This is a genomic window from Microlunatus soli, assembly GCF_900105385.1.
Classification (GTDB): domain Bacteria; phylum Actinomycetota; class Actinomycetes; order Propionibacteriales; family Propionibacteriaceae; genus Microlunatus; species Microlunatus soli.
On the sequence record NZ_LT629772.1, the window covers coordinates 308,087 to 327,402 of the forward strand.

Here is a 19,316-nt window from a genome sequence, read left to right on the forward strand (position 1 = left end):
GCATCGCCGGTGTTTCTCCCCCTCGACGTTATTGTGTCGGCACGTCATGCTGTGGGCTCGTCATTGCGCGTCACCGTTCGTTGGCCTCGGTACGTCATGATGGGGGCATGGATATCGATTCCCGTGCCGAGTTCGCTGCTGCCCCCGAGCAGGTGTACGCCATGCTCACCGACAAGGACTTCCTGGAGAAGGTCTGCCAGGAGACCCACGCCACCTCCTACGACGTGATCGTCGACGGTTCGTCGGTGAAGACCAGCCGCGACCTGCCCTCCCCCGATGCCGCCCGTCCGTTCACCGGCGAGACACTGACCGTCGTGGAGGACATCAGCTGGGCCGAGAGCGGCAGCGGCCGGACCGGCACAGTGACCATGAAGGTGCCCGGCCAGCCGGTCAACTTCAACGGCAAGTACGAGTTGATCGCCGACGGCGCGGGCAGCACGCTCACCTTGACCGGCCTGCTGAAGGTGAACGTGCCGCTGCTCGGCAAGAAGCTCGAGGAGGCCGCTGCACCGGCCGTGCTGGCCGGCTTCCGGACCCAGGAGAAGCTCGGAGCCGACTACCTCAGCGCCTGATTTCTCGTCTGCCCGGGCGTCCACGGCATCGTCCAGAACGCCCGGGTGGTGGGAAGCTATGCCGCCGGATCGAGGTTGTCGACAGGTTGCAGCCCGCGCGCAGGGCCCTGTTCACGATATCGAGGACCACCGGCCGCTTACCGGCTACGCAGTCGGTGTCTCGGGCCCGCCAATTCGTCGGTTCGGGTTCGCTCAAGATCCCTGAGCCAGCCGAAGGGCCGTAGTCACACCCGAGACGGACGCGCTACTGCATCAAGCGCGCCGAATCCTTTACTGGCTTGAAATCCGCAGCCCAAGAACTGTCAGTGCCCCCGTTTAATGTTGGTCACATGATCGATGGCAGCGGGCTGATGAACACGGCCCTCGGGGCGGCGGGTGTCGATCCGTCCTGCCTGGCCACCGACCAACTTCTCCACCAGGTGACAGCCTTCCACTGGCTGGCCCGCGCCACCTCGAACAGCAATCTCCGCCTCGCAGCCGCCTGGGCTGACCGTTTCCCTGCCGACAGCATCACGGCCTACCAACTGGCCATCCCCGGCGGCGACCGTCCCATCCGACCCGGCGGCGACGGGACGCCCGAGTTCACCCGGTTCTGCGTCACCGGCCTCGCCGCGACCATGCACAAGTCCACCGGCACAGCCGAACGGATCATCGCCGACGCCCTCGATCTGCGCCACCGCCTCCCGCACCTATGGCAGCGACTCTGCAACAACGAGGTCGACGCCCTCGACTGTCAAACCATCGCCCGCCAGTCTCGACACCTCACACTCGAGCAAGCTCTGGAAGTCGACCGGTCGATCGCTCCGATGGTCGGACGCTGGTCCTGGAACAAACTGCTGGCCCAACTCGACGCCACGATCATCCGGGTCGATGCCGAGAATGTGAAGAAGCTCGCCGACCAAGCAGCCCACGATGTCGGCGTCTTCATGAATCAAAGCAACGAGCACGGCATCAAAGGCATCTACATCCTGACCAAGACACCCGCCGGGATCCGGTTCTACGCCCAGGTCAGCCGGATCGCCGACATCCTCGCCCGCCGCGGACATCCAGGCAGCAAGAACGAACGAATGGCCGCCGCCATCGACGTGCTCGCCAACCCGCTCGATGCGGTCCGGATGATCGCCGAAGACACCGCACCAACCCTCTTCGACCCCGACCCGGACGACGACTCCCTGTTCCCCAAGGCGACAAGCCACGACGCCGACACCGAGACAACCGATCCGACGGCATCCGAGCCGGCGGCGCCGACCCACGACGCAAACGCCGAACAGGACCAGCCCGACGATGAGCCGGCACCGGATCCCCAGGACGGCGGCGGCCAGTCGAACCGGTTCCCGCGTGTTGATCAACACCGGCATTTGGCAGAGCTCGCGATCGCGGCGATCGGCCAGATCGACCCGGCGAAGTTCCGCCCCGACGCGACCTTGTATGTGCACATTGCACAGGAGACGTTGCGAGCCGGCCTCGGCGTGACCAGGGTCGAAGACATCGGCCCGATGATCTCCAGCCTGGTCGCCGACTGGCTCGGCCACTGCAACATCACCCTCAAACCCGTCATCGACCTCAACGTCGACATGACACCCTGCGATGCGTATGAGGTCCCGCGGGCGATGCGGGAACGGATGTTCCTCAAATACCCGACCAGCAGATTCCCCTTCTCCGGAGCCGACGGACGCCATCTCGATCTTGATCACACCATCCCCTACACGCCCGGACGACCGGCACAAACGAGAGAGGACAACCTCTGCCCCGACGGTCGGCGGGAACACAATGTGATCACCCACGGTCACTGGCGGCGGCGACAACCCGAGCCCGGAACCTTCCTGTTCCGGGCGCCGCGCGATGGCAGAGTGTTCCTGGTCGACCAGACCGGCAGCCACGACTTCGGTTGTGGACAATTCGCCCAACACATCTGGCACGCCGCCGCGCCCACAACCCGTACCTGACTGTGGCTTGCCGCGTCGAGCAACTTTAGCCTTGATCCGCCGATGTGCCGCGTAGCGAGCGGCACCAGACGGGTGCATCGGCGAGGTGCCGCCGCGAGGGCGGTCTGGTTGACCGTTGAGCGGCGGCAACGCCGCCGCTGTGCCCGGATGGGGTCGCGCAGTAGCGGCACATCGGTGGATCGAGGCTTAGAATGAGGTCACCTGTGACGATGGCGTCGAGGGATCCCGTTCGTTCTCTCAACCCCGGCGGTGATCAGATGCCTCCTTCGACCTCCGCAGGTCGACCTCGCGGTCACGAACGCGTCCAGTCGGTCCAATGGGTCACCGACCTGCTCCGGATGGAGGTGCTCCGCACCGGCAGCCGGGACGCGATCCCGAGCGAGGACACCTTGATCAAAAAGTTCGGGGTCAGTCGCGGAGTGATCCGCGAGGTCCTGCACCTCCTGCGAGAGCAGGGACTGATCGAGCGCGTCCGCGGCGCGGGCACCTTCGTCCTCGCACCAGGTCCGATCCTTCATCCGGTGGACGAGTCTCGCGATCTGGCTCAGGACGTCAACTCCGTCGCACCCCGGATCGCGATCCGTTGTCGGGCAGTCAGCCCACAGACATGTACCGCGTTCACTGCCGACAAGCTTGCGGTGCCGGTCGACTCCTCGGTGGTGATCATGGAATCGCTGACGACACTGGACGGTTATCCGGTGAGCGTACGCACCGCGTTTCTGCCGGCCGAACCGTTCAGCGTGATCCTGGATGACCCTCACATCGATCTCCACCGGTCGCCCTACGAACTGATCAGTCAGATCATCGGTCAACCGGTCGGAGACACCGACCTGGAGATCAGCTGCTCGAATGCCGACGCGTTGACCGCCGACCTGCTGCGGGTGCCGGTCGGTTTTGCGCTGCTGGACACCAGCCGGGTGCTGCGGGCGGTGGACGGGACGCCCCTCGAATTCAGTATCAGCCACGCTCGAGCCGACCATCTCGTCTTCACCCACGTGATGAAGTCATCGGCCGCGCCGGCCCGGGCGTCCTCCCCTGCCGGCGCGACCGTGCGTTACGGCGATCCGTCGATCTGATCGGCGGATCGCCGAGCGGTGGCTGCTCAGCCGACGAGCAACTGACCGGTCGGAGGTACCAGCAGGTGGTGATCGGTGATCTGCTGCAGAGCGTGCGCAACCCGTAGCACCGTCGCCTCGGCGAACGGCTTGCCGATCACCTGCATCGACAGCGGCAGGCCGGTCGAACTGAGCCCGACCGGCACGGCAACGGCAGGCAGGCCGGACAGGTTCCAGTGGCCGGTGTAACTCGGCTTGGCGAGCCGGCTGCTGGCGTCCATCTCGTCAGCTCGCTCGGCCGGTGTGGGCGCCGAGGGCGTGATGATCACGTCGTGATCACTGAGCAGCCGGGCGACCTGCGCGGACCAGTAGCTTCGGAACCGGCTTGCCTGCGCATAGTCGGCTGCGGTGTAGAACGCGCCGCGGGCCAGCGACGGCCGGGTGAAGCGGCCGTAGTCCTGCCAACGATGCACCAGGTTGTTGCGGTGATAGGCGTAGGCCTCGGCAACCAGGATCAGGTGATTGGCCTCCTTGGCCTCCGCCGCATGTTCCAGCACGACCTGCTCACTGCTGGCGCCCAGACCGACCAACTGGTCGACCGCGGTCAACACGGCTGCTCGCTGCTCCGGATCAAGATCATCATGATCGAAGAAGTACGGCATCGGCAACGCGATCCGCAGCTCGTCCACTCCTGAGGAGATCAGTTCGGAGTAGGCCGGCACCGCGACGTGCGCTGCATTCGGATCGCCGCCGTCGTAGCCGGCCATCACCTCCAGCAGTAGCGCGCAGTCCATCGCGCTGCGAGCCATCGGTCCGACGCTGTCCAGGCTGAAACCGAGCGGGACGACGCCGTTCTTCGGGACTCGGCCGAAGGTCACCTTCAGTCCGGTGTGTCCGTTGACGGATGCGGGTCCGCGAACCGAGCCGCCGGTGTCGGTGCCGAGGCCGCCGAGGGCCAGTTGGGCCGCCGTTGCGACGCCGGTGCCCGAGCTCGATCCCGCCGGGGTGTGCGCGACGTTCCAGGGATTGCGCGGGATCGGGAAGCCGTTGTCCGGATCGGGCAGCCCGAGGGCGAATTCGCTGGTCGTCGACTTGCCGACGAACACGGCGCCGGCAGCGCGCAGGCGGGCGGTCACCGGCGCATCGGCGTCGTCGCCCCAGTCGGCGGCGAGCACCCGGCTGTTGGCCGTGGTGGGTGCACCCGTCATCGCGATGATGTCCTTGATCGCCAGCGGGATCCCCTGCAGTGGTCCATGATCGACGCCGGCGGCGAAGTCCGCATCCGCGGCAGCAGCCTGTTCCATGGCGGCCTCCTCGGTGATCACGACATAGGCACCGAGTGCGTCGTTCAGGGCGATCGCGCGGTCCAGGATGGCCCGCGTCAGATGGGAGGAGGTCAGCTCGCCCGAACGCAGCGCCGTGCCGGCATCGGCGATCGTCAAGCTGGTCGAGAAGGCGGGTCCGGCGGTGTTGTCGATCGTGCTGGTCAACTCCGTCGGCGGAGTCCGGGTGTCGGTCATGATGGGCAGTCCTCGTTTCGCGAACGGTCAGGAGTTGTAGTAGCCGGCGGGGTCGAACCGGGTCGCCGGCTCGACGAATTCCAGTTCGGGCAGATAGAGCGCGTCGGCCCCGGCACGGATCGTCGGATAGTCCTTGATCATCTGCGCCTTCTCCTCGGCGCTGACGCTCAGGTGCGCGGCGTCGAGCAGGCCGGTCACCTGCTGCTCACTGGTGCTGACAGTCATCAGATCTTCCTTTGCTATCGGAAATGGATGGGAGGTGCTGAAACGCCGCTGCGGTCAGCCGGAACGCACTTTGCCGACGGCCTCCTCGAGGGACTGCGGCGTTGCCTTGTCGTTGCTCGCCTGGGACGCATAGAGATGGCAGGCGACCTGATGCCCCGGTCGGGACTCGACCGGCTGCGGGCGGCGTTGCGCACAGATGTCCATCGCAAACGGGCACCGGGTCCGGAAGCGGCAGCCGGTCGGCGGGTCGATCGGGCTGGGTAACTCGCCGTCGCCCTTCTCCCTCGCCTGCTGCAGGTCGAGTGGTTGCCGGCGACTGCTTCTGGTCGGGTCGAGTTCGGGGATCGAGGACAACAGCAGTTGGGTGTACGGATGCAGGGGCTCGGCGTAGAGCGCTGCGGCGGGCGCCTGTTCGACGGCTTGGCCGAGGTACATCACCAGGACGTCGTCACTGATGTACTCCACGACATTGAGGTCGTGGCTGATGAACACGTAGGTCAGCCCGTACTCGTCCTGCAGGTCGGTCAGCAGATTCAGCACCTGCGCCTGGATCGATTTGTCGAGCGCGGACACAGCCTCGTCAAGCACGATCAGGGACGGTTTCACGGCCAGTGCACGGGCGATGTTGACCCGCTGCCGTTGGCCCCCGCTGAGCTGATGCGGGTAGCTGTTGGCATACGCCGGCGGCAGACCGACATCCTTGATCACCTCGGTCACCCGACGTTCGGTGTCCCTACGGGTCCAGCGCTGCACCCGTAACGGGAACGCGATCGAGTCGCCGATGGTGATCCGCGGGTTCAGCGCCGAGGACGGGTCCTGGAAGACCATCTGCATCCGGTTGCTCGCCTTCCGGTGCGGAGACGAGACCGCAACCTGTGCGCCGTCGAAGATCATCTCGCCGCCGGCAGCGCGGTGCAGCCCGACGATGACGCGGGCCAACGTGGACTTCCCGCAGCCGGACTCGCCGACCACGCCGAGAGTGCGGCCGGAGCGGACCGTGAGGGACACCCCGTCGACGGCGGACAGTCTCGCCCGGCCGGTGTCCGCAGTGCGGACGGTGAACTCCTTGGACACCCCGAGCAGCTCCAGCAGGTTGTGCTCGTCGACCCGGCGGGCGCGGCGGTCGTCCGAGACCGTGTCGGTCGGGTGATTGCTGATCGTCATGATCAACTCCTCTCTCACAGTCGGCTGTCCATGGCTTCCCGCAACGCATCGCTGGCCAGGTTGAAGGCCACCGAGGTGAGGAAGATCATGAAGCCGGGCAGGATGGCGACCAGCGGCGTGTCGTAGAGCGCGCCACGGAGGCTGTTCAGCATGTAGCCCCACTCCGGTGCCGGCGGTGCGGAGCCGAGACCGAGGAAGCTCAGACTGGCAGCGATGATCATCGCGACCCCGACCAGGCCGGAGGCATACACGATGATGTCGTTCAACACGTTGGGCAGGATCTGGGTGCGGGCGATCCGGAACCGGCCGGCGCCACTCAGCCGGGCCGCCTCGATGAATTCGGCGGAGATCACCCGACGGGTCGCCGACTCGGCCACCCTGGCGACCGGCGGCACATAGACGATCGTGACGGCGATGATGGTGTTGGTCAGGCCGGGCCCGAGCGATGCGCCGACGGCAATGGCCAGCAGGATCGCCGGGAACGCGTACAGCATGTCCATCACCCGCATCAGCACGGTCTGCACGACGCCGCCGACCATTCCGGCGGTGACGCCGATCGTGGTCCCGATCACGGCCGCGGCAACGGTCGGCAGGAATCCGGCCAGTAGCGACAGCCGACCGCCGTAGAGGATCCGGGCGACCATGTCCCGGCCCTGCTCGTCGGTGCCGAGCAGGTGGCCGGGCGAGCCGAAGCCGGCCAGGCGGTGACGCGGCACCCCGACCAGCGGATCGTACGGACTGAGCAGCGGCGCGAACACCGCACTGATGATCAACAGCAGCACGATGATCGCGGCCACCATGCCGGTTCGGTTCTCGGCGAACCGGCGTCCGGTCTCCCGCCAGAACGACTGGCCGGCGACACCGTCCTGCTCGGCGTTCCAGTCCGCACGCCGGGCCGCGGCAGTGCCCCGCTCGGCATCCGTCCGGCCGGACCCGAAGTCGTCAGGCAGCAGCCTCGGCAGCGGGCGTTCGATGATCACATCGACGGTGCTGTCGGTCATGCCACTGCTCCCCTCACCCGGGGATCGATCGCCGCCTGGGCCAGATCGACCGCAAGGTTGATCAGGACGAAGGTGAGTGCGATCGTCAACGTGGCCCCTTGGACGACGATCAGGTCGCGGGAACTGATCGCGTTGAAGATCAGCAACCCCATGCCGGGCCAGCGGAAGATCGTCTCCACCAGCACCGAACCGCCGATCAGGGCTCCGATCTGTACACCGGACGTCGTGAGCACCGGGGAGATCGCGTTGCGCAGCACGTGCCGACGGACCTCCCACTCGCTCAATCCCTTGGCCCGCAGGGTTTCGACAAAATCCTCGCCGAACACGTTGACGATCGCCGCACGAGTGACCCGGGCGGTGATCGCCATCGTGATCAAGGAACCGGACAGCACCGGCAACACCAGACTGCGTAGTGCCACGGCAGGGCCGGCGTCGAAAGTGGCGCCACCGGACGGCAGCAGCCGCAGCCAGCTGGCGAAGATCGCCAGCAGCACGATCGCCAGGAAGAAGGACGGGATGCTCAGGCCGGAAAGGCTGACCACACCGACGACCCGGTCGGTCAGCTTGCCGCGCCGGGTGCCGGCGATGTAGCCGAGCAGCAACCCGAGCGCGATGCCGAAGACCGCCGATACCAGCGCCAGCACCGCGGTGTTCCCCCAAGCCTGGGCGAGCAGATCGGTGACGTCGCGACGGCGGACCAGGGAATAGCCGAGATCGCCGTGCAGGGCTTGGACGAGCCAGTGCAGGTAGCGGATCGGCAGCGGCTGGTCCAGGCCGAGCCGCGCACGGATGGCCGCGCGTTCTGAGTCCGAGGAGTCTTCCGACAGCAGCTGCGACTCCTGGCTGCCGGGAAGCACCTGCATCAGGAGGAAGACGATGATCGAGACGCCGAGCAGGATCGGGATCGCCAGTCCGATCCGGCGCAGGATGATGCGTATCACGGAGGTCTCCTATTCGACCGAGATCAGGGTGAAGTCGACCCACCAGGACTGGACCTGGACGTAGCCTGTGACGCCGGTGCTCATCACGCGCAGGTTCAGATCGTGCATCCAGAACAGGAACTCCGCCTGCTCGGTGGCCTCGCGCATCATGGCCTGCAGATAGCGGTTCTGATCGGCGACCTCGGGCTGCTTGATCGCCCGCCCGAGGGACCGGTCGACCGCGGCATCGTCCAGCCCGGTGGCGTTGGGTTGGCCGGCCGGTGTCCTGGACAGGAAGGTCGAGCTGTAGCCGGTCGGCATCATCCCCGCCGCCGGTGACGCCCAGAGGATGTCGATGTCCTTCCACTGGGGTGAATTGAGCCGCTCCAGGCCGATCGAGATGATCGTGGTCCACTCCAGTGGCATCAGCGCCAGGTCCACACCGATCGCGGCGAAGTCGGCCTGCAGCTTCTGCATCATGACGCTGGGGTACATGTTCCCCGAACCACCGGTCGGATAGGCCATGGTCAGCTGCAGTTCGCCCGGCCGGTGTCCGGAATCGGCGAGCAACTGCCGGGCCTTGGCGACGTCGTAGTCGAAGCCGACGCCCTCGGCGTAGGCGGGATGTCCCGGGTAGACGTACTGTCGGGCGGGATAACCGGTGTCGTTGATCAACGCGGCGGTACCGTCCCGGTCGATGGCATAGTTGAGCGCCTGCCGAAGCTTCAGGTTGCCCTTGAAGGGTTCCCGGAAGAGATTCAGCCGCGGCATGATCCCGTGCGGATACTTGCCCATGGTGATCACGAAGCCGTCGTTCTTCAGCATGCTCAGCGAGTCCGGGTCGGGCACCTCGGCCCAGTTGACCTCTCCGGACTGCAACATCGCCAGCCGCGACGCCGGCTCCGGCTGCGGATACAGAATGATCTTGCGCAGCTTGGCCGGTCCGGCCCAGTAGTCGGGGTTGCGGGTGAGCTCCATCACCTCACCGTCGACGTAGCGGGTCATGGTGAACGGCCCGGTGCCGACGGCGTGCTGGTTGTAGTCCTCGTTGCCGACCCTTTTCACCACGGCCGGGCTCGGGAAATAGATGCTGGTCAGATCCCACAGCAGCAGCGCGTACGGCTGGGTGGTGGTGATCTGGAAGGTGTACCGGTCGACCTTCCGCCAGCTCTTCACATAGCGGAACAAGGCCGAAGCATTGGCCGCCGAGGTCTCGTCGTAGTAGGCGAAACTGTCGTCCTTGAGCCGATTGAACTGGAAGACCACTGCGTCAGCGTCGAACGGCTGGCCGTCGTGGAAGCGGACGTCGCGGCGCAGCGTGAAGGTCCAGAGTTGATCATTGTTCTCCCGGGTCCAGGAGCTGGCCAGGGACGGGTGCGGTGTCGGGATCGTCTTGTCCTGCTCGAGATTCAGCCGGGTCAGCCCGTCGTAGAGGTTGTTGCCGACGAACCGGTATCCCTCGTAGCCCTGGTTCGGCGGGGTGGACGGGAACGGGATGTTGCCAGCCGTCATGGCGATCTTGAGTATCCCGGGCTCGTCCGCCGCGGCAGCTGTCGAGCCGACGCCGGGGCCGCAGCCGGTGGTTGCTGCTCCGACGGCAGGCAGTACGGCCAGCCCGGCGAGCGCGGATCGACGTCCGAACCGCGCCTGCGTCGTCCCGCGACCCGAATCCGTGAGCCGGTCGCCGCCCGTCATGCGGCACCGTCTGCCAACAGACACCGGCTCCAGTGCTGCACCGTCCCGTTGATCGGTGCCGCCCCCTCCCAGCAGGCGCCGACGGCGTACCGACACCGCGGTGCGAACGCGCAGCCCGGTGGCAGCCGGGTCAGGCTGGGCGGTGTTCCGGGGATGGCCAGTGGTCGGTTCCCCTGACCGGCGCGGACATTAGCCTCGATCAACCCTTCGGTGTACGGATGCCGCGGTCTGCTCAGCACGTCGACCGCACTGCCCTGCTCGACGAATCGACCGGCGTACATCACCGCGACGTCGTCAGCCAGTTCGGCGGCAACGCCGAGATCGTGGGTGACCACGATCATCGCCATCCCGATCTCGGCCTGGATCTCGCCGAAGAGCCGCATCATCTTTGCCTGGACGGTGACGTCCAGCGCGGTGGTCGGTTCGTCGGCAAGCAGTACCTGAGGTCGGCCGGCGATCGCCATCGCGATCACCACCCGTTGCCGCATACCTCCGGACAGCTCGTTGGGGTAGGCCTTCAGTCGGGTGGACGCCGACGGGATCTGCACCAACTCCAGTAGCTCCAGTGCCCGGCGGCGGGTCTGCTCGCGAGTCAGCTCGGGCTGTTGTTTGCCGACCGTCTCGGTGAGTTGCCGGCCGATCGTGTAGACCGGATCCAGTGCGGTCAGCGGATCCTGGAACACCATGGCGATGTCGCGGCCCCGGATCCGGCGGCGCTGCTTGGCCGGCAGCGACAGCAGATCCTTGCCCTGCAAGGAGATCCGGCCGGTGATCGCCGTGCTCGGCGGATTGATCCCGATCAGCGAGCGGAGCATCGCACTCTTCCCGCTGCCGGACTCCCCGATCACCGCCAGCACACCGCGACGGGCGACGTCGAAGGAGATGCCGTTGACGGCGCGGACAGGTCCACGGCGGGTGCGGAACTCGGTGGTCAGATCGGTGACGGCGAGGACCGAGGATTCGGTCCGATCGGCGGTTGTCGGCTGATGATCATGGGTCGCGACGGTCGCGACCGACGTAGCTGCCATGGCGTACCTCCGGTTGCAGGAGTCGATCAACTGGCGACGGCGACGATGTCGTCGAAGTCGACGGCCTGTGCGTAGGCCTGACCGGCCCGGAGCAGCAGATCGTCGGCAAAGCGGGGCCCGACCAGCTGGACCCCGACGGGCAGGCCGTTCTGCTTTTCGCCGGGTACCGACAGCGCGGGATGGCCGGTGAAGTCGAACGGCTGGGTGTTCACGGTGGCGTCCCACATGGTCGCGCCGTGCAGGGCGAATTCCAGCGCCTCCAGGCGGTCCGGGATCGGTTCGAACGCGGGCGCCTGGGTCGGGGTGGTCGGCATGATCAACAGATCGACCTCGGCCAGTGCCCGATCGTAGGCACCGATGTAGGTCGGCCGGACATTCTGGGCACGGGCGTAGAGCCGGCCGCTGAAGTAGCGGCGGCTGTACTCGCCGGCCAGCAGGGTGAGCGCGCCGCGCGGGTCGAGCTGATCGTTGTGGTGTTGCCAGATCCGGGTGATCGCGCTGATCGTGTCCTCGGGATAGAAGGTTCGGGTGAAGGCTCCGAAGATGCCGGTGCCGCGGATCGCCAGCGCTGCTTCGGCGCTGAGTGCCTTCTGGGCCAGCGAGATCGTCTGATGCTCGGGGATCGAGATCTCGCTGATCTTGGCGCCCAGTCCGGCGAGCACCTCGACGGCGGCGTGCACCGATGCGCTGACCTGCGGGGTGGCCCGGGCGAATCCTTCGGTCAGGATGCCGATCCGCAGTCCCTCGACGCCGTCGTCCAGGTTGCTGGTCGCGTCGTAGACGTCGGGCACATCCTTGGTCTGCCGGGGGTCCAGGCCGTCATAGCCCGCAACCGCTTCGAGTGCCACTGCACAGTCAGCGACGGTCCGGGTCATCGGCCCGGTGTAGTCGATGCTCTGGTCGGAACCGAAGCTGATGCCGAAATGGGAAACCAGGCCGAAGGTGGGCTTCAGGCCGACGATCCCGGACCAGGATGCCGGGATCCTGATCGAGCCGCCCTGGTCGCCGCCGTAGCTGATGTCGACCTCGCCGGCGGCCAGGGCGGCGGCTGACCCCGACGACGATCCACCGGTCAAGTGCTCGGTGTTGTGCGGATTGAGCGGTCGGCCGTAGTCGCCGTAGCCGCCGCCGAAGCCGAATCCGCCGGCCAGTCCGTTCATCACGTTCTTGCCGATGATCTCGGCACCCTGCTCCAGGGCCCGACTGACGATGGTGGCGTCGAAGTCGGCGATGTGGCCCTCCATCGCCGCGGCGCCGAAGGTGAGCGGCAGCCCGGCGACGGCGATGTGGTCCTTGTAGCCGACGGTTTTGCCGGCCAGCAGGCCGGTCGGCGCGCCGGGGATCGAGCACTTCCACATCCAGGCGCCGTAGGGATCCTCTGCGGCGGTCGGTCGATAGCCGACGTCCCGGTTGCCCGGGTAGCGGGGCGGCCGGCCGGCGCTGCGTTCGGTCAGGAACTCGTCGAAGTCGGCGATCATGATCGCCAACTGGCGTTGGTAGACGGCGGCCTCATCGCTGGTCAGCGTGATGCCGAGACGCTCGGCCACCTCGCTGACGTCGGCCGCGGACGGAGTGCGATACATGGCATCCTTCTTCGGGAGTTGGGATGCCCACACCTTGGCCAGGTCGTGTTACGTCCGCGACGCCGGCACGTTCTGACTGTGTTAAGCCGATTCCGCCCCGTGTCCAAGTCCCCGCTGGCCTGGCCAGATGTCGATCATGTTTCGGCGCTCCGCCGAGTCTCTGCCGTCGCCGGCAGCCAACGCCACACCCGCCGACCCGGCACTTCCTCCCCGACACGCCGGGCGTGTCGGGGAGGAAGTGCCGGGTCGGCGGGTGTGGGAGTTCAGCTCATGTGCGGGTAACGGTGGTCGGTCGGCGGTACCAGGGTCTCCTTGATCGCGCGCGGGCTGGCCCAGCGGATCAGGTTCCACATCGAGCCGGCCTTGTCGTTGGTACCGGAGGCTCGGGCTCCGCCGAAGGGCTGCTGGCCGACGATCGAACCGGTGGGCCGGTCGTTCACGTAGAAGTTGCCGGCGGCGAATCGGAGCCGCTGATGCGCCGACTCGACGGCAGCCCGGTCAGTGGCGAACACCGCTCCGGTCAGGGCGTACGGCGCCGAGGAGTCGACCAGGTCCAGGGTCTGCTCGTACTGATCATCGGGATAGACGTGGATGCCCAGGATCGGTCCGAAGTATTCGTCGCGGAAGATCTCGTGCTGCGGGTTGTCGGAGTTGATCAACGTCGGCGTCACGAACCAGCCCTGGCTATCATCGGCGGTCCCTCCGGTGAGCACGGTGGCATCGGTCCCGGCAGCAATCCGGTCGAACAGCTGATGGTGCTTGCGGAACGCGCGCTCGTCGATCACCGCCGAGGTGAAGTTGGCAAGATCACGAACGTCGCCCACCGGCAGCGCCGCGGTGGTGTCGATCAGCTCGTCCTTGATCTTGGTCCAGATGCTCTGCGGCAGGTAGGCCCGGGAGGCCGCCGAGCACTTCTGCCCCGAATACTCGAAGGCGCCGCGGACCAACGCCGTGACGATCGGCTCCGGATCGGCGCTGGGATGGGCGATCAGGAAATCCTTGCCGCCGGTCTCGCCGACGATCCGCGGATAGCCGTGATAGGCGTTGATGTTGGCCCCGACGGTCCCCCACAGATGCTGGAAGGTCCTGGTCGAGCCGGTGAAATGGATACCGGCCAACCGCGGGTCGGCCAGTGCGACCGAAGACAGGTCGATGCCGTCGCCGGGCAGCATGTTGATCACACCCGGCGGCAGTCCGGCCGCCTCCAGCAGCCGCATCGTGAACTCGGCGGCGAACTGCTGGGTCGGGCTCGGCTTCCACACCACCACGTTGCCCATCAGGGCCGGCGCGGTCGGCAGGTTGCCGGCGATCGCGGTGAAGTTGAACGGAGTGATGGCGTAGACGAAGCCCTCCAGCGGCCGGTACTCCACCCGGTTCCAGACGCCGGGCACCGACAGTGGCTGCTCGGAGTAGATCTTCTGGGCGTAGGAGACGTTGAACCGCAGGAAGTCGATCAGCTCACACGCGGCGTCGATCTCGGCCTGTTGGATGGTCTTGCCCTGGCCGAGCATGGTGGCCGCGTTCAGGGTGTCCCGCCACGGTCCGGCGAGCAGGTCGGCGGCGCGCAGCATGATCGCCGCCCGTTCGTCGAACGGTGTCGCGGCCCACGCCGGTGCGGCCGCCAGCGCCGCATCGATCGCGGCCCGCGCGTCGTCGGTGCTGGCTGCGGCCGACCTACCGAGGACGTGATGGCGGTCCGACGGCATCGTGACGTCGAACGACGCACCACCGGCCGGGCGCTGCTGGCCGCCGATGGTGGCCGTCAGCTCGATCGGCCCGGCTCCGGCCAGTTCCTTCAATCGCGCCTCCAGCGAGGCGCGTTCGGAGCTGCCCGGCGCGTAACCGAGCACCTTCTCGTTGACGGGTACGGGCACAGTCGTCGAAGCATCCACATAGCGAGACTAACGCGGCACCAGCCGTCTGCCCAGCCGGGCACATTCGTCGATCACCGCGTGGTGGATCCGAGTCAGCGGCGATGCCGTCCGCCACCAGACCCGGACCTGACGCTGACAGCCCTCGCCGACCACCCGACGGACCTGCAACTCGCCGGGCCCGGCGCTGGCCACAGCCAACCGATTGGTCACTCCGACGCCGAGCCCGGCCCGTACCAGGGTGAGCAGCGTCTGCGGCTGGTTGGTCTGCTGCGCAATCCGCGGTTCGATACCGGCCCGGGCGAAGGCGCGCTGGCTCTCGAAGGCTCCCGGCCGGCGCCGCTGTCCGAGCGGACCGCCGATCATGATCAGATCCCGGTCGGCCAGCTCGCCCAGCTCGATCTCGGCACCGCCGGCCAGCGGGTCGTCGGCCCGCAGCACGGCGACCAACGGCTCGGTCCACAACACCGCCGACGACAGCCGATCCGCGGCGACCGGCTCCGGCACACTCGGCCGGATCGCGAGGTCGACATCGCCTTCGGCCAGTGCCACCCCGAGTTCGAGCGTCGATCCTTCCCACAGCTCGATCTCCAGCTCCGGACTGGATGCGGCCAGGCCGGCCACCAACTCGCCGAAGATGGTCGCGGCCGCCGAGGGATACATCCCGATCACCAACCGGCCGGACAGCTGACCGGATTCGTCCAGCCCGGCCTGGGCCTCCAGCAGCGCATCCACCGCCCGACGGGCGTAACCGACCAGCCGTTCGCCGGCCTCGGTCAGCGCGATCGGCTGCCGGGAGCGGTCGAACAGGGTGGTCCGGAACACCCGTTCCAGGTCGGCGATGTGGGTGCTGACCCGCGGCTGGGACAACTGCAGCGACTCGGCGGCGGCGGAGAAACTCCCGTACTGCGCGGCAGCCAGCAGACTGCGGAGTCTGTCGATGCGAAGTTGCGCGATCCGTTCGGGTAGCTGCTGCATCGCCGACCTCCGTTGCTGCCGAGTCCCTCGGGGCACGACCCTAACGAATCCCGTACCCGGCAGCTCGCCCGGCGATTGTCAGCGACAGAACTGGTCGACGTAGTCCGCCCCGAGGCCGTTCGCCGCGTAATGCTCGCGGCACAGGTCGATCTTGGTGAACGTGTCCTCGTAGCCGATCTGGTTGCCGTCGTCGTCGACGTAGATCATCGCGCCGCTGATGTTGAAGAAGGTGATCATCTCCGCACAGTCGTCGGGCACCCGCAGGGTGTGGATCTCGCCCGGCGGCTCGTAGACGAAGCCGCCTTCCTCGGCGACCCAGTCGTGTTCGTCGTACTGCCATTTTCCCTTGATCACGTAGCCGACCACGAGGGACGGATGTCGATGCCGGGAGACGATCCCGGCACGGGTGACCTTCAGCAGGTTGCACCACTGACCGGTGATCCGGTTGAGCAGCAGAGGCCGGAAGAAGACGCCGTCGGCCTGCGGCACCCAGACCCGGTCGTCGTCGGGCATGGCGGCGACGGCGATCTCCGGTGGTACTTCGGCAGAGATCGCGATGTTGGCTGTGGTCGGCATGTTCTCTCCTGATCTTGATCGGTCTGGTTGTTCGGTCGGTCTGCTCGTCGTCAGCCGGTGAGGAATCCGCCGTCGACGGTCAGGACGCTGCCGGTGACGAAGCTGGCCGCGGGGCTGGCCAGGAAGATGACCGCGGCCGCGACCTCGTCCGATTCGCCCCAGCGGCCCATCGGCGTTCGAGCGGTGATCATCTCGCCGGCCGCGGTGTGTCGGATCGCCCCGGTCAACGGGGTGCCGATCCAGCCGGGTGCGACGGCGTTCACCCTGATCCCTTGCTCGGCCCAGGCACCGGCCAGCGACTTGGTCAGCTGCGCGACGCCGCCCTTGCTGGCGGTGTAGGCGGGGATCCTCGGGCCGGAGATGAAGCTGTGCATCGACGCCGTGTTGATCACACATCCAGCCGCCGCGGCCAGCGCCTCCCGCGCCGCAACACAGGTCCGCATCGTGCCGGTCAGATTGACGTCCAGGACGTCGGCGAAGACGTCGAGCTCGAACTCGGCGTCCCGGCGGATCACCCCGGCGCAGTTGACCAGGACGTCGATCCTGGGCCGGTCGGCGAACAGGGCGCCGACGGCATCGGAATCGGTGACGTCGAGCGCGTACGGGGTGACGCCGGGCCGAGCGTCCAACGGCTCGGCGAGCAGGCCCGCAGCGGTGACCGTGCCGCCGAGCTGGGCGAACGCCTCGGCCACGGCGAGACCGATCCCGCTGGTGCCGCCGACGACCACGACCTCCCGGCCGGCGAACAGGTCGGGTCGGTAGCTGCTGATACCGTCCATGATCAATCCCTCGTCTCGTCCGCGTCGGTCGGGTCGACCCCGTTCAGCGCGACCGCAGGCAACGGCGGGATCGGCTTGCGCACACCCCAGGCATACAGACCGGCGGCCAACACCGCCACCACACTGGCGATCAGCAGGGCCAGCACGAACGATCCGCTGGCCCCGACGACAGCGCCGGTGACCAGGGGCGCGAACGCACCGCCGAAGTAGCCGCCGAAATTCTGCAGGCTGCCCAGCGAGGCAGTGGTGCGCTTGTCGGCCAACGTTGCCGCCATCACCCAGCCGCCGCTGCTGGCGATGTTGATGAACAACTGGACGCCGCAGATCGCCACCAGCGCCCAGCCGGTCGTCGGCGCCAGCGCGGTCGGGATCGAGCAGAGTCCGCCGACCAGCAGCCCGCCGACCACCGGAATCTTGCGGGCGGTCACCACCGGGACGCCGCGGCTGATCAGCGCATCGCCGACGATGCCGCCGAGCAGCTGACCGACGGTGCCGAACGCGTACGGCAGCACCAGCGCCCAACCGATCGCCGCGATGCTCAGCCCTCGTTCGGACTGCAGGTACTCCGGCAACCAGGTCAGGTACAGGTAGACCGAGTAGATCACACCGGTGAAGCCACCGATCATCGCCCAACTGGTGCGGTGCCGCAGCAGCCACAACCACTCCTTGATGCTCCACGGCTGCCGCTCGTCGGTCGCTTCGGTCGTCACGCCGAGCGCCGCAAGCCCTTCCTGGTAAGCCGTCCTGGTCTCCGGGCTGCGGTAGAGGATCATCCACACCAGTCCGACCAGGATGCCGATCACGCCGATCACGATGAACATCACTCGCCAGCCGTGCGCCAGCAGTAACCAGGTCAGGATCGGCGGCGCGATCGCCGGCCCGACGGTCGAGGCCGCAGTGGCGACGCCGAGCGGAACGCCTCGTCTGCCCGGCGGGAACCACTGGGAGACGATCTTGGCGTTGGCCGGGAAGGTCGGTGCTTCACCGACGCCGAGCAGCACCCGGGCACCGACCAGTTGCCCGATCCCGTGCGAAAGCCCCGCGAGCACCTGCGCGGCCGACCACACGATCAGACCCATCCCGAGCACCATCCGTGCCCCGAGCCGGTCCAGCAACGGCCCGGCCGGCAGCTGGGCGAAGGCGTAGGCCCAGGAGAAGACGGAGAACACCAGCCCCATCTCAGTGCTGCTCAGGCCGAGTTCGGCACTGACGTCGTGGTTCGCGATCGACAGCGTCGACCGGTCGATGTAGTTGATCGTCCCGGCCAGCAGCAGCATGACCACGACGGCCACTCGGACCCGGTTGACCCGGGACGTCCGGGCCGTCGTGCTGGACGACGTGATCTGCATGACTCCCCTTCGAGTCGCTCCGACGAGCTGTTCGCTCGGAGGAACGCCTCACCACACTAGGGAGGACAGAGCACGGCCGGAACCCGCCAAAACGCGATGCCCCGGATTTGCAGATCCGATAGGTCGCCGCCCGCGGTCGGGACCAGGAGCCAGCAGGCTCAGCCGGCCTTCTTCTTCGCCTTCGACGACCTCTTGGGCTCGGCGTCGGATTCGTCGTCCGCCGTGGCCTGTTCGCGCCGCTTCTTGGCTGCATCGACCGAGGCCCGCAGCGCTGCGACCAGATCGACGACCTCGGCCTCCTGCGGTTCCTCCTCGGCGACCAGTTCGGTGCCGTCGAGCTTGGACTCGACCAGCGCCTCGACGGCCTCCCGATAGCTGTCGGCGTACTCCTCGGGTTTGAAGTCGCCGGCCAGGGCATCGATGAAGTTCTGCGCCATCGCCACCTCGGCGTCGGACACCGTGACGTCCTCGGCCGGCGCGGCGAAGCTGCCGTCGCGCAGCTCGTCCGGCCACAGCATGGTGTGCATCAGCAGCATGTTGTCCTTGGGCCGGACCAGCGCCAACGACTCGCGCGACCGCAACGCCACCTTGACCAGCGCCGACCGGCCGCTCTTGACCAGCGCGTCGCGGAGCAGCACGTACGGCTTGGCGCCGGACCCCTCGGCCTCCAGGAAGTAGGTCTTGGCGAAGTAGGTCGGGTCGATCTCGTCCTCGCCGACGAACTGCACCACCTCGACGGCCTTGGTCGTCGCCAGCGGCAGGGTGGCGAAGTCCTCGGCCTCGAGGATCACCATCCGCCCGTCGGGCATCTCGTAGCCCTTGGCGATCTCGGCGTACGGGATCTCCTTGCCGCACTTCTCGCAGACCCTCTTGTACTTGATCCGACCGCCGTCCTCGGGGTGGACCTGGCGGAAACTGACGTCCTTTTCCTCGGTCGCCGAGAACAGTTTGACCGGGATCGTGACCAGGCCGAACGAGATGGCGCCCTTCCAGATGGAGCGTGGCATTCCCCCAGTCTGCCCTAGGCAAGGGACATTCTGCCCTGGTCCGCGGA

The 19,316-nt window shown here is 67.2% G+C and carries 17 protein-coding genes; 3 read left to right on the forward strand and 14 right to left on the reverse strand.

Annotated elements, in window-relative coordinates:
- Positions 1-107: 107 nt before the first annotated feature.
- The 3 genes from BLU38_RS01340 (at position 108) to BLU38_RS01350 (ending at position 3,594) form a co-directional block, all read left to right on the forward strand.
- Positions 108-572, forward strand: coding sequence for a DUF2505 domain-containing protein (locus BLU38_RS01340; RefSeq protein ID WP_091518641.1), 465 nt, complete (start codon positions 108-110; stop codon positions 570-572).
- 278 nt (positions 573-850) lie between these two features.
- Entirely contained in the window at positions 851-2,518 is a 1,668-nt protein-coding gene (locus BLU38_RS01345) for a hypothetical protein (RefSeq protein WP_157683136.1), read from the forward strand.
- 257 nt (positions 2,519-2,775) lie between these two features.
- Positions 2,776-3,594 carry a GntR family transcriptional regulator gene (locus tag BLU38_RS01350; protein ID WP_172836043.1) on the forward strand — a complete coding sequence of 273 codons (819 nt, stop codon included), beginning with the start codon at positions 2,776-2,778 and terminating at the stop codon, positions 3,592-3,594.
- 26 nt (positions 3,595-3,620) lie between these two features.
- Here the strand turns inward: BLU38_RS01350 and BLU38_RS01355 are convergent, their stop codons facing one another.
- The 14 genes from BLU38_RS01355 to ku form a co-directional block, all read right to left on the reverse strand.
- Positions 3,621-5,093, reverse strand: a complete 1,473-nt coding sequence (locus BLU38_RS01355; RefSeq protein WP_091518654.1) for an amidase — start codon at positions 5,091-5,093, stop codon at positions 3,621-3,623.
- A 27-nt stretch (positions 5,094-5,120) separates the two neighbouring features.
- On the reverse strand, positions 5,121-5,318 hold the full coding sequence (locus tag BLU38_RS01360; protein WP_091518658.1) for a hypothetical protein: 198 nt from the start codon (positions 5,316-5,318) through the stop codon (positions 5,121-5,123).
- 54 nt (positions 5,319-5,372) lie between these two features.
- On the reverse strand, positions 5,373-6,482 hold the full coding sequence (locus BLU38_RS01365) for an ABC transporter ATP-binding protein (RefSeq protein WP_091518661.1): 1,110 nt from the start codon (positions 6,480-6,482) through the stop codon (positions 5,373-5,375).
- Positions 6,483-6,496: 14 nt separating this feature from the next.
- Positions 6,497-7,483, reverse strand: coding sequence for an ABC transporter permease (locus tag BLU38_RS01370; protein WP_091518665.1), 987 nt, complete (start codon positions 7,481-7,483; stop codon positions 6,497-6,499).
- Positions 7,480-8,424 (reverse strand): ABC transporter permease, encoded by a 945-nt coding sequence (locus BLU38_RS01375; protein ID WP_091518667.1) that lies wholly within the window; start codon positions 8,422-8,424, stop codon positions 7,480-7,482. The genes BLU38_RS01370 and BLU38_RS01375 overlap by 4 nt, the downstream gene beginning before the upstream one ends.
- A 9-nt stretch (positions 8,425-8,433) precedes the next feature.
- Positions 8,434-10,098, reverse strand: coding sequence for an ABC transporter substrate-binding protein (locus BLU38_RS01380; RefSeq protein WP_091518669.1), 1,665 nt, complete (start codon positions 10,096-10,098; stop codon positions 8,434-8,436).
- Positions 10,095-11,126 carry an ABC transporter ATP-binding protein gene (locus tag BLU38_RS01385; RefSeq protein WP_091518684.1) on the reverse strand — a complete coding sequence of 344 codons (1,032 nt, stop codon included), beginning with the start codon at positions 11,124-11,126 and terminating at the stop codon, positions 10,095-10,097. Before BLU38_RS01385 ends, BLU38_RS01380 begins: the two co-directional genes overlap by 4 nt.
- Before the next feature lie 26 nt (positions 11,127-11,152).
- Complete coding sequence (locus BLU38_RS01390) at positions 11,153-12,709, reverse strand: amidase family protein (RefSeq protein WP_091518687.1); 1,557 nt, start codon at positions 12,707-12,709, stop codon at positions 11,153-11,155.
- Positions 12,710-12,972: 263 nt separating this feature from the next.
- Positions 12,973-14,601 carry an L-glutamate gamma-semialdehyde dehydrogenase gene (gene pruA, locus BLU38_RS01395; protein ID WP_091518690.1) on the reverse strand — a complete coding sequence of 543 codons (1,629 nt, stop codon included), beginning with the start codon at positions 14,599-14,601 and terminating at the stop codon, positions 12,973-12,975.
- A gap of 9 nt (positions 14,602-14,610) precedes the next feature.
- The gene (locus BLU38_RS01400; protein WP_091518695.1) at positions 14,611-15,558 is read right to left on the reverse strand and encodes a LysR family transcriptional regulator; all 948 of its coding nucleotides are present in this window, start codon (positions 15,556-15,558) and stop codon (positions 14,611-14,613) included.
- A 78-nt stretch (positions 15,559-15,636) separates the two neighbouring features.
- Entirely contained in the window at positions 15,637-16,134 is a 498-nt protein-coding gene (locus BLU38_RS01405) for a 2,4'-dihydroxyacetophenone dioxygenase family protein (RefSeq protein ID WP_091518698.1), read from the reverse strand.
- 50 nt (positions 16,135-16,184) lie between these two features.
- A complete protein-coding gene (locus BLU38_RS01410; protein ID WP_091518702.1) occupies positions 16,185-16,913 on the reverse strand; it encodes an SDR family NAD(P)-dependent oxidoreductase in 729 nt (242 codons plus the stop codon).
- A 2-nt stretch (positions 16,914-16,915) separates the two neighbouring features.
- Complete coding sequence (locus BLU38_RS01415) at positions 16,916-18,262, reverse strand: MFS transporter (RefSeq protein ID WP_091518706.1); 1,347 nt, start codon at positions 18,260-18,262, stop codon at positions 16,916-16,918.
- 158 nt (positions 18,263-18,420) lie between these two features.
- A complete protein-coding gene (gene ku / locus BLU38_RS01420) occupies positions 18,421-19,269 on the reverse strand; it encodes a non-homologous end joining protein Ku (RefSeq protein WP_091518709.1) in 849 nt (282 codons plus the stop codon).
- Between the last annotated feature and the right edge of the window lie 47 nt (positions 19,270-19,316).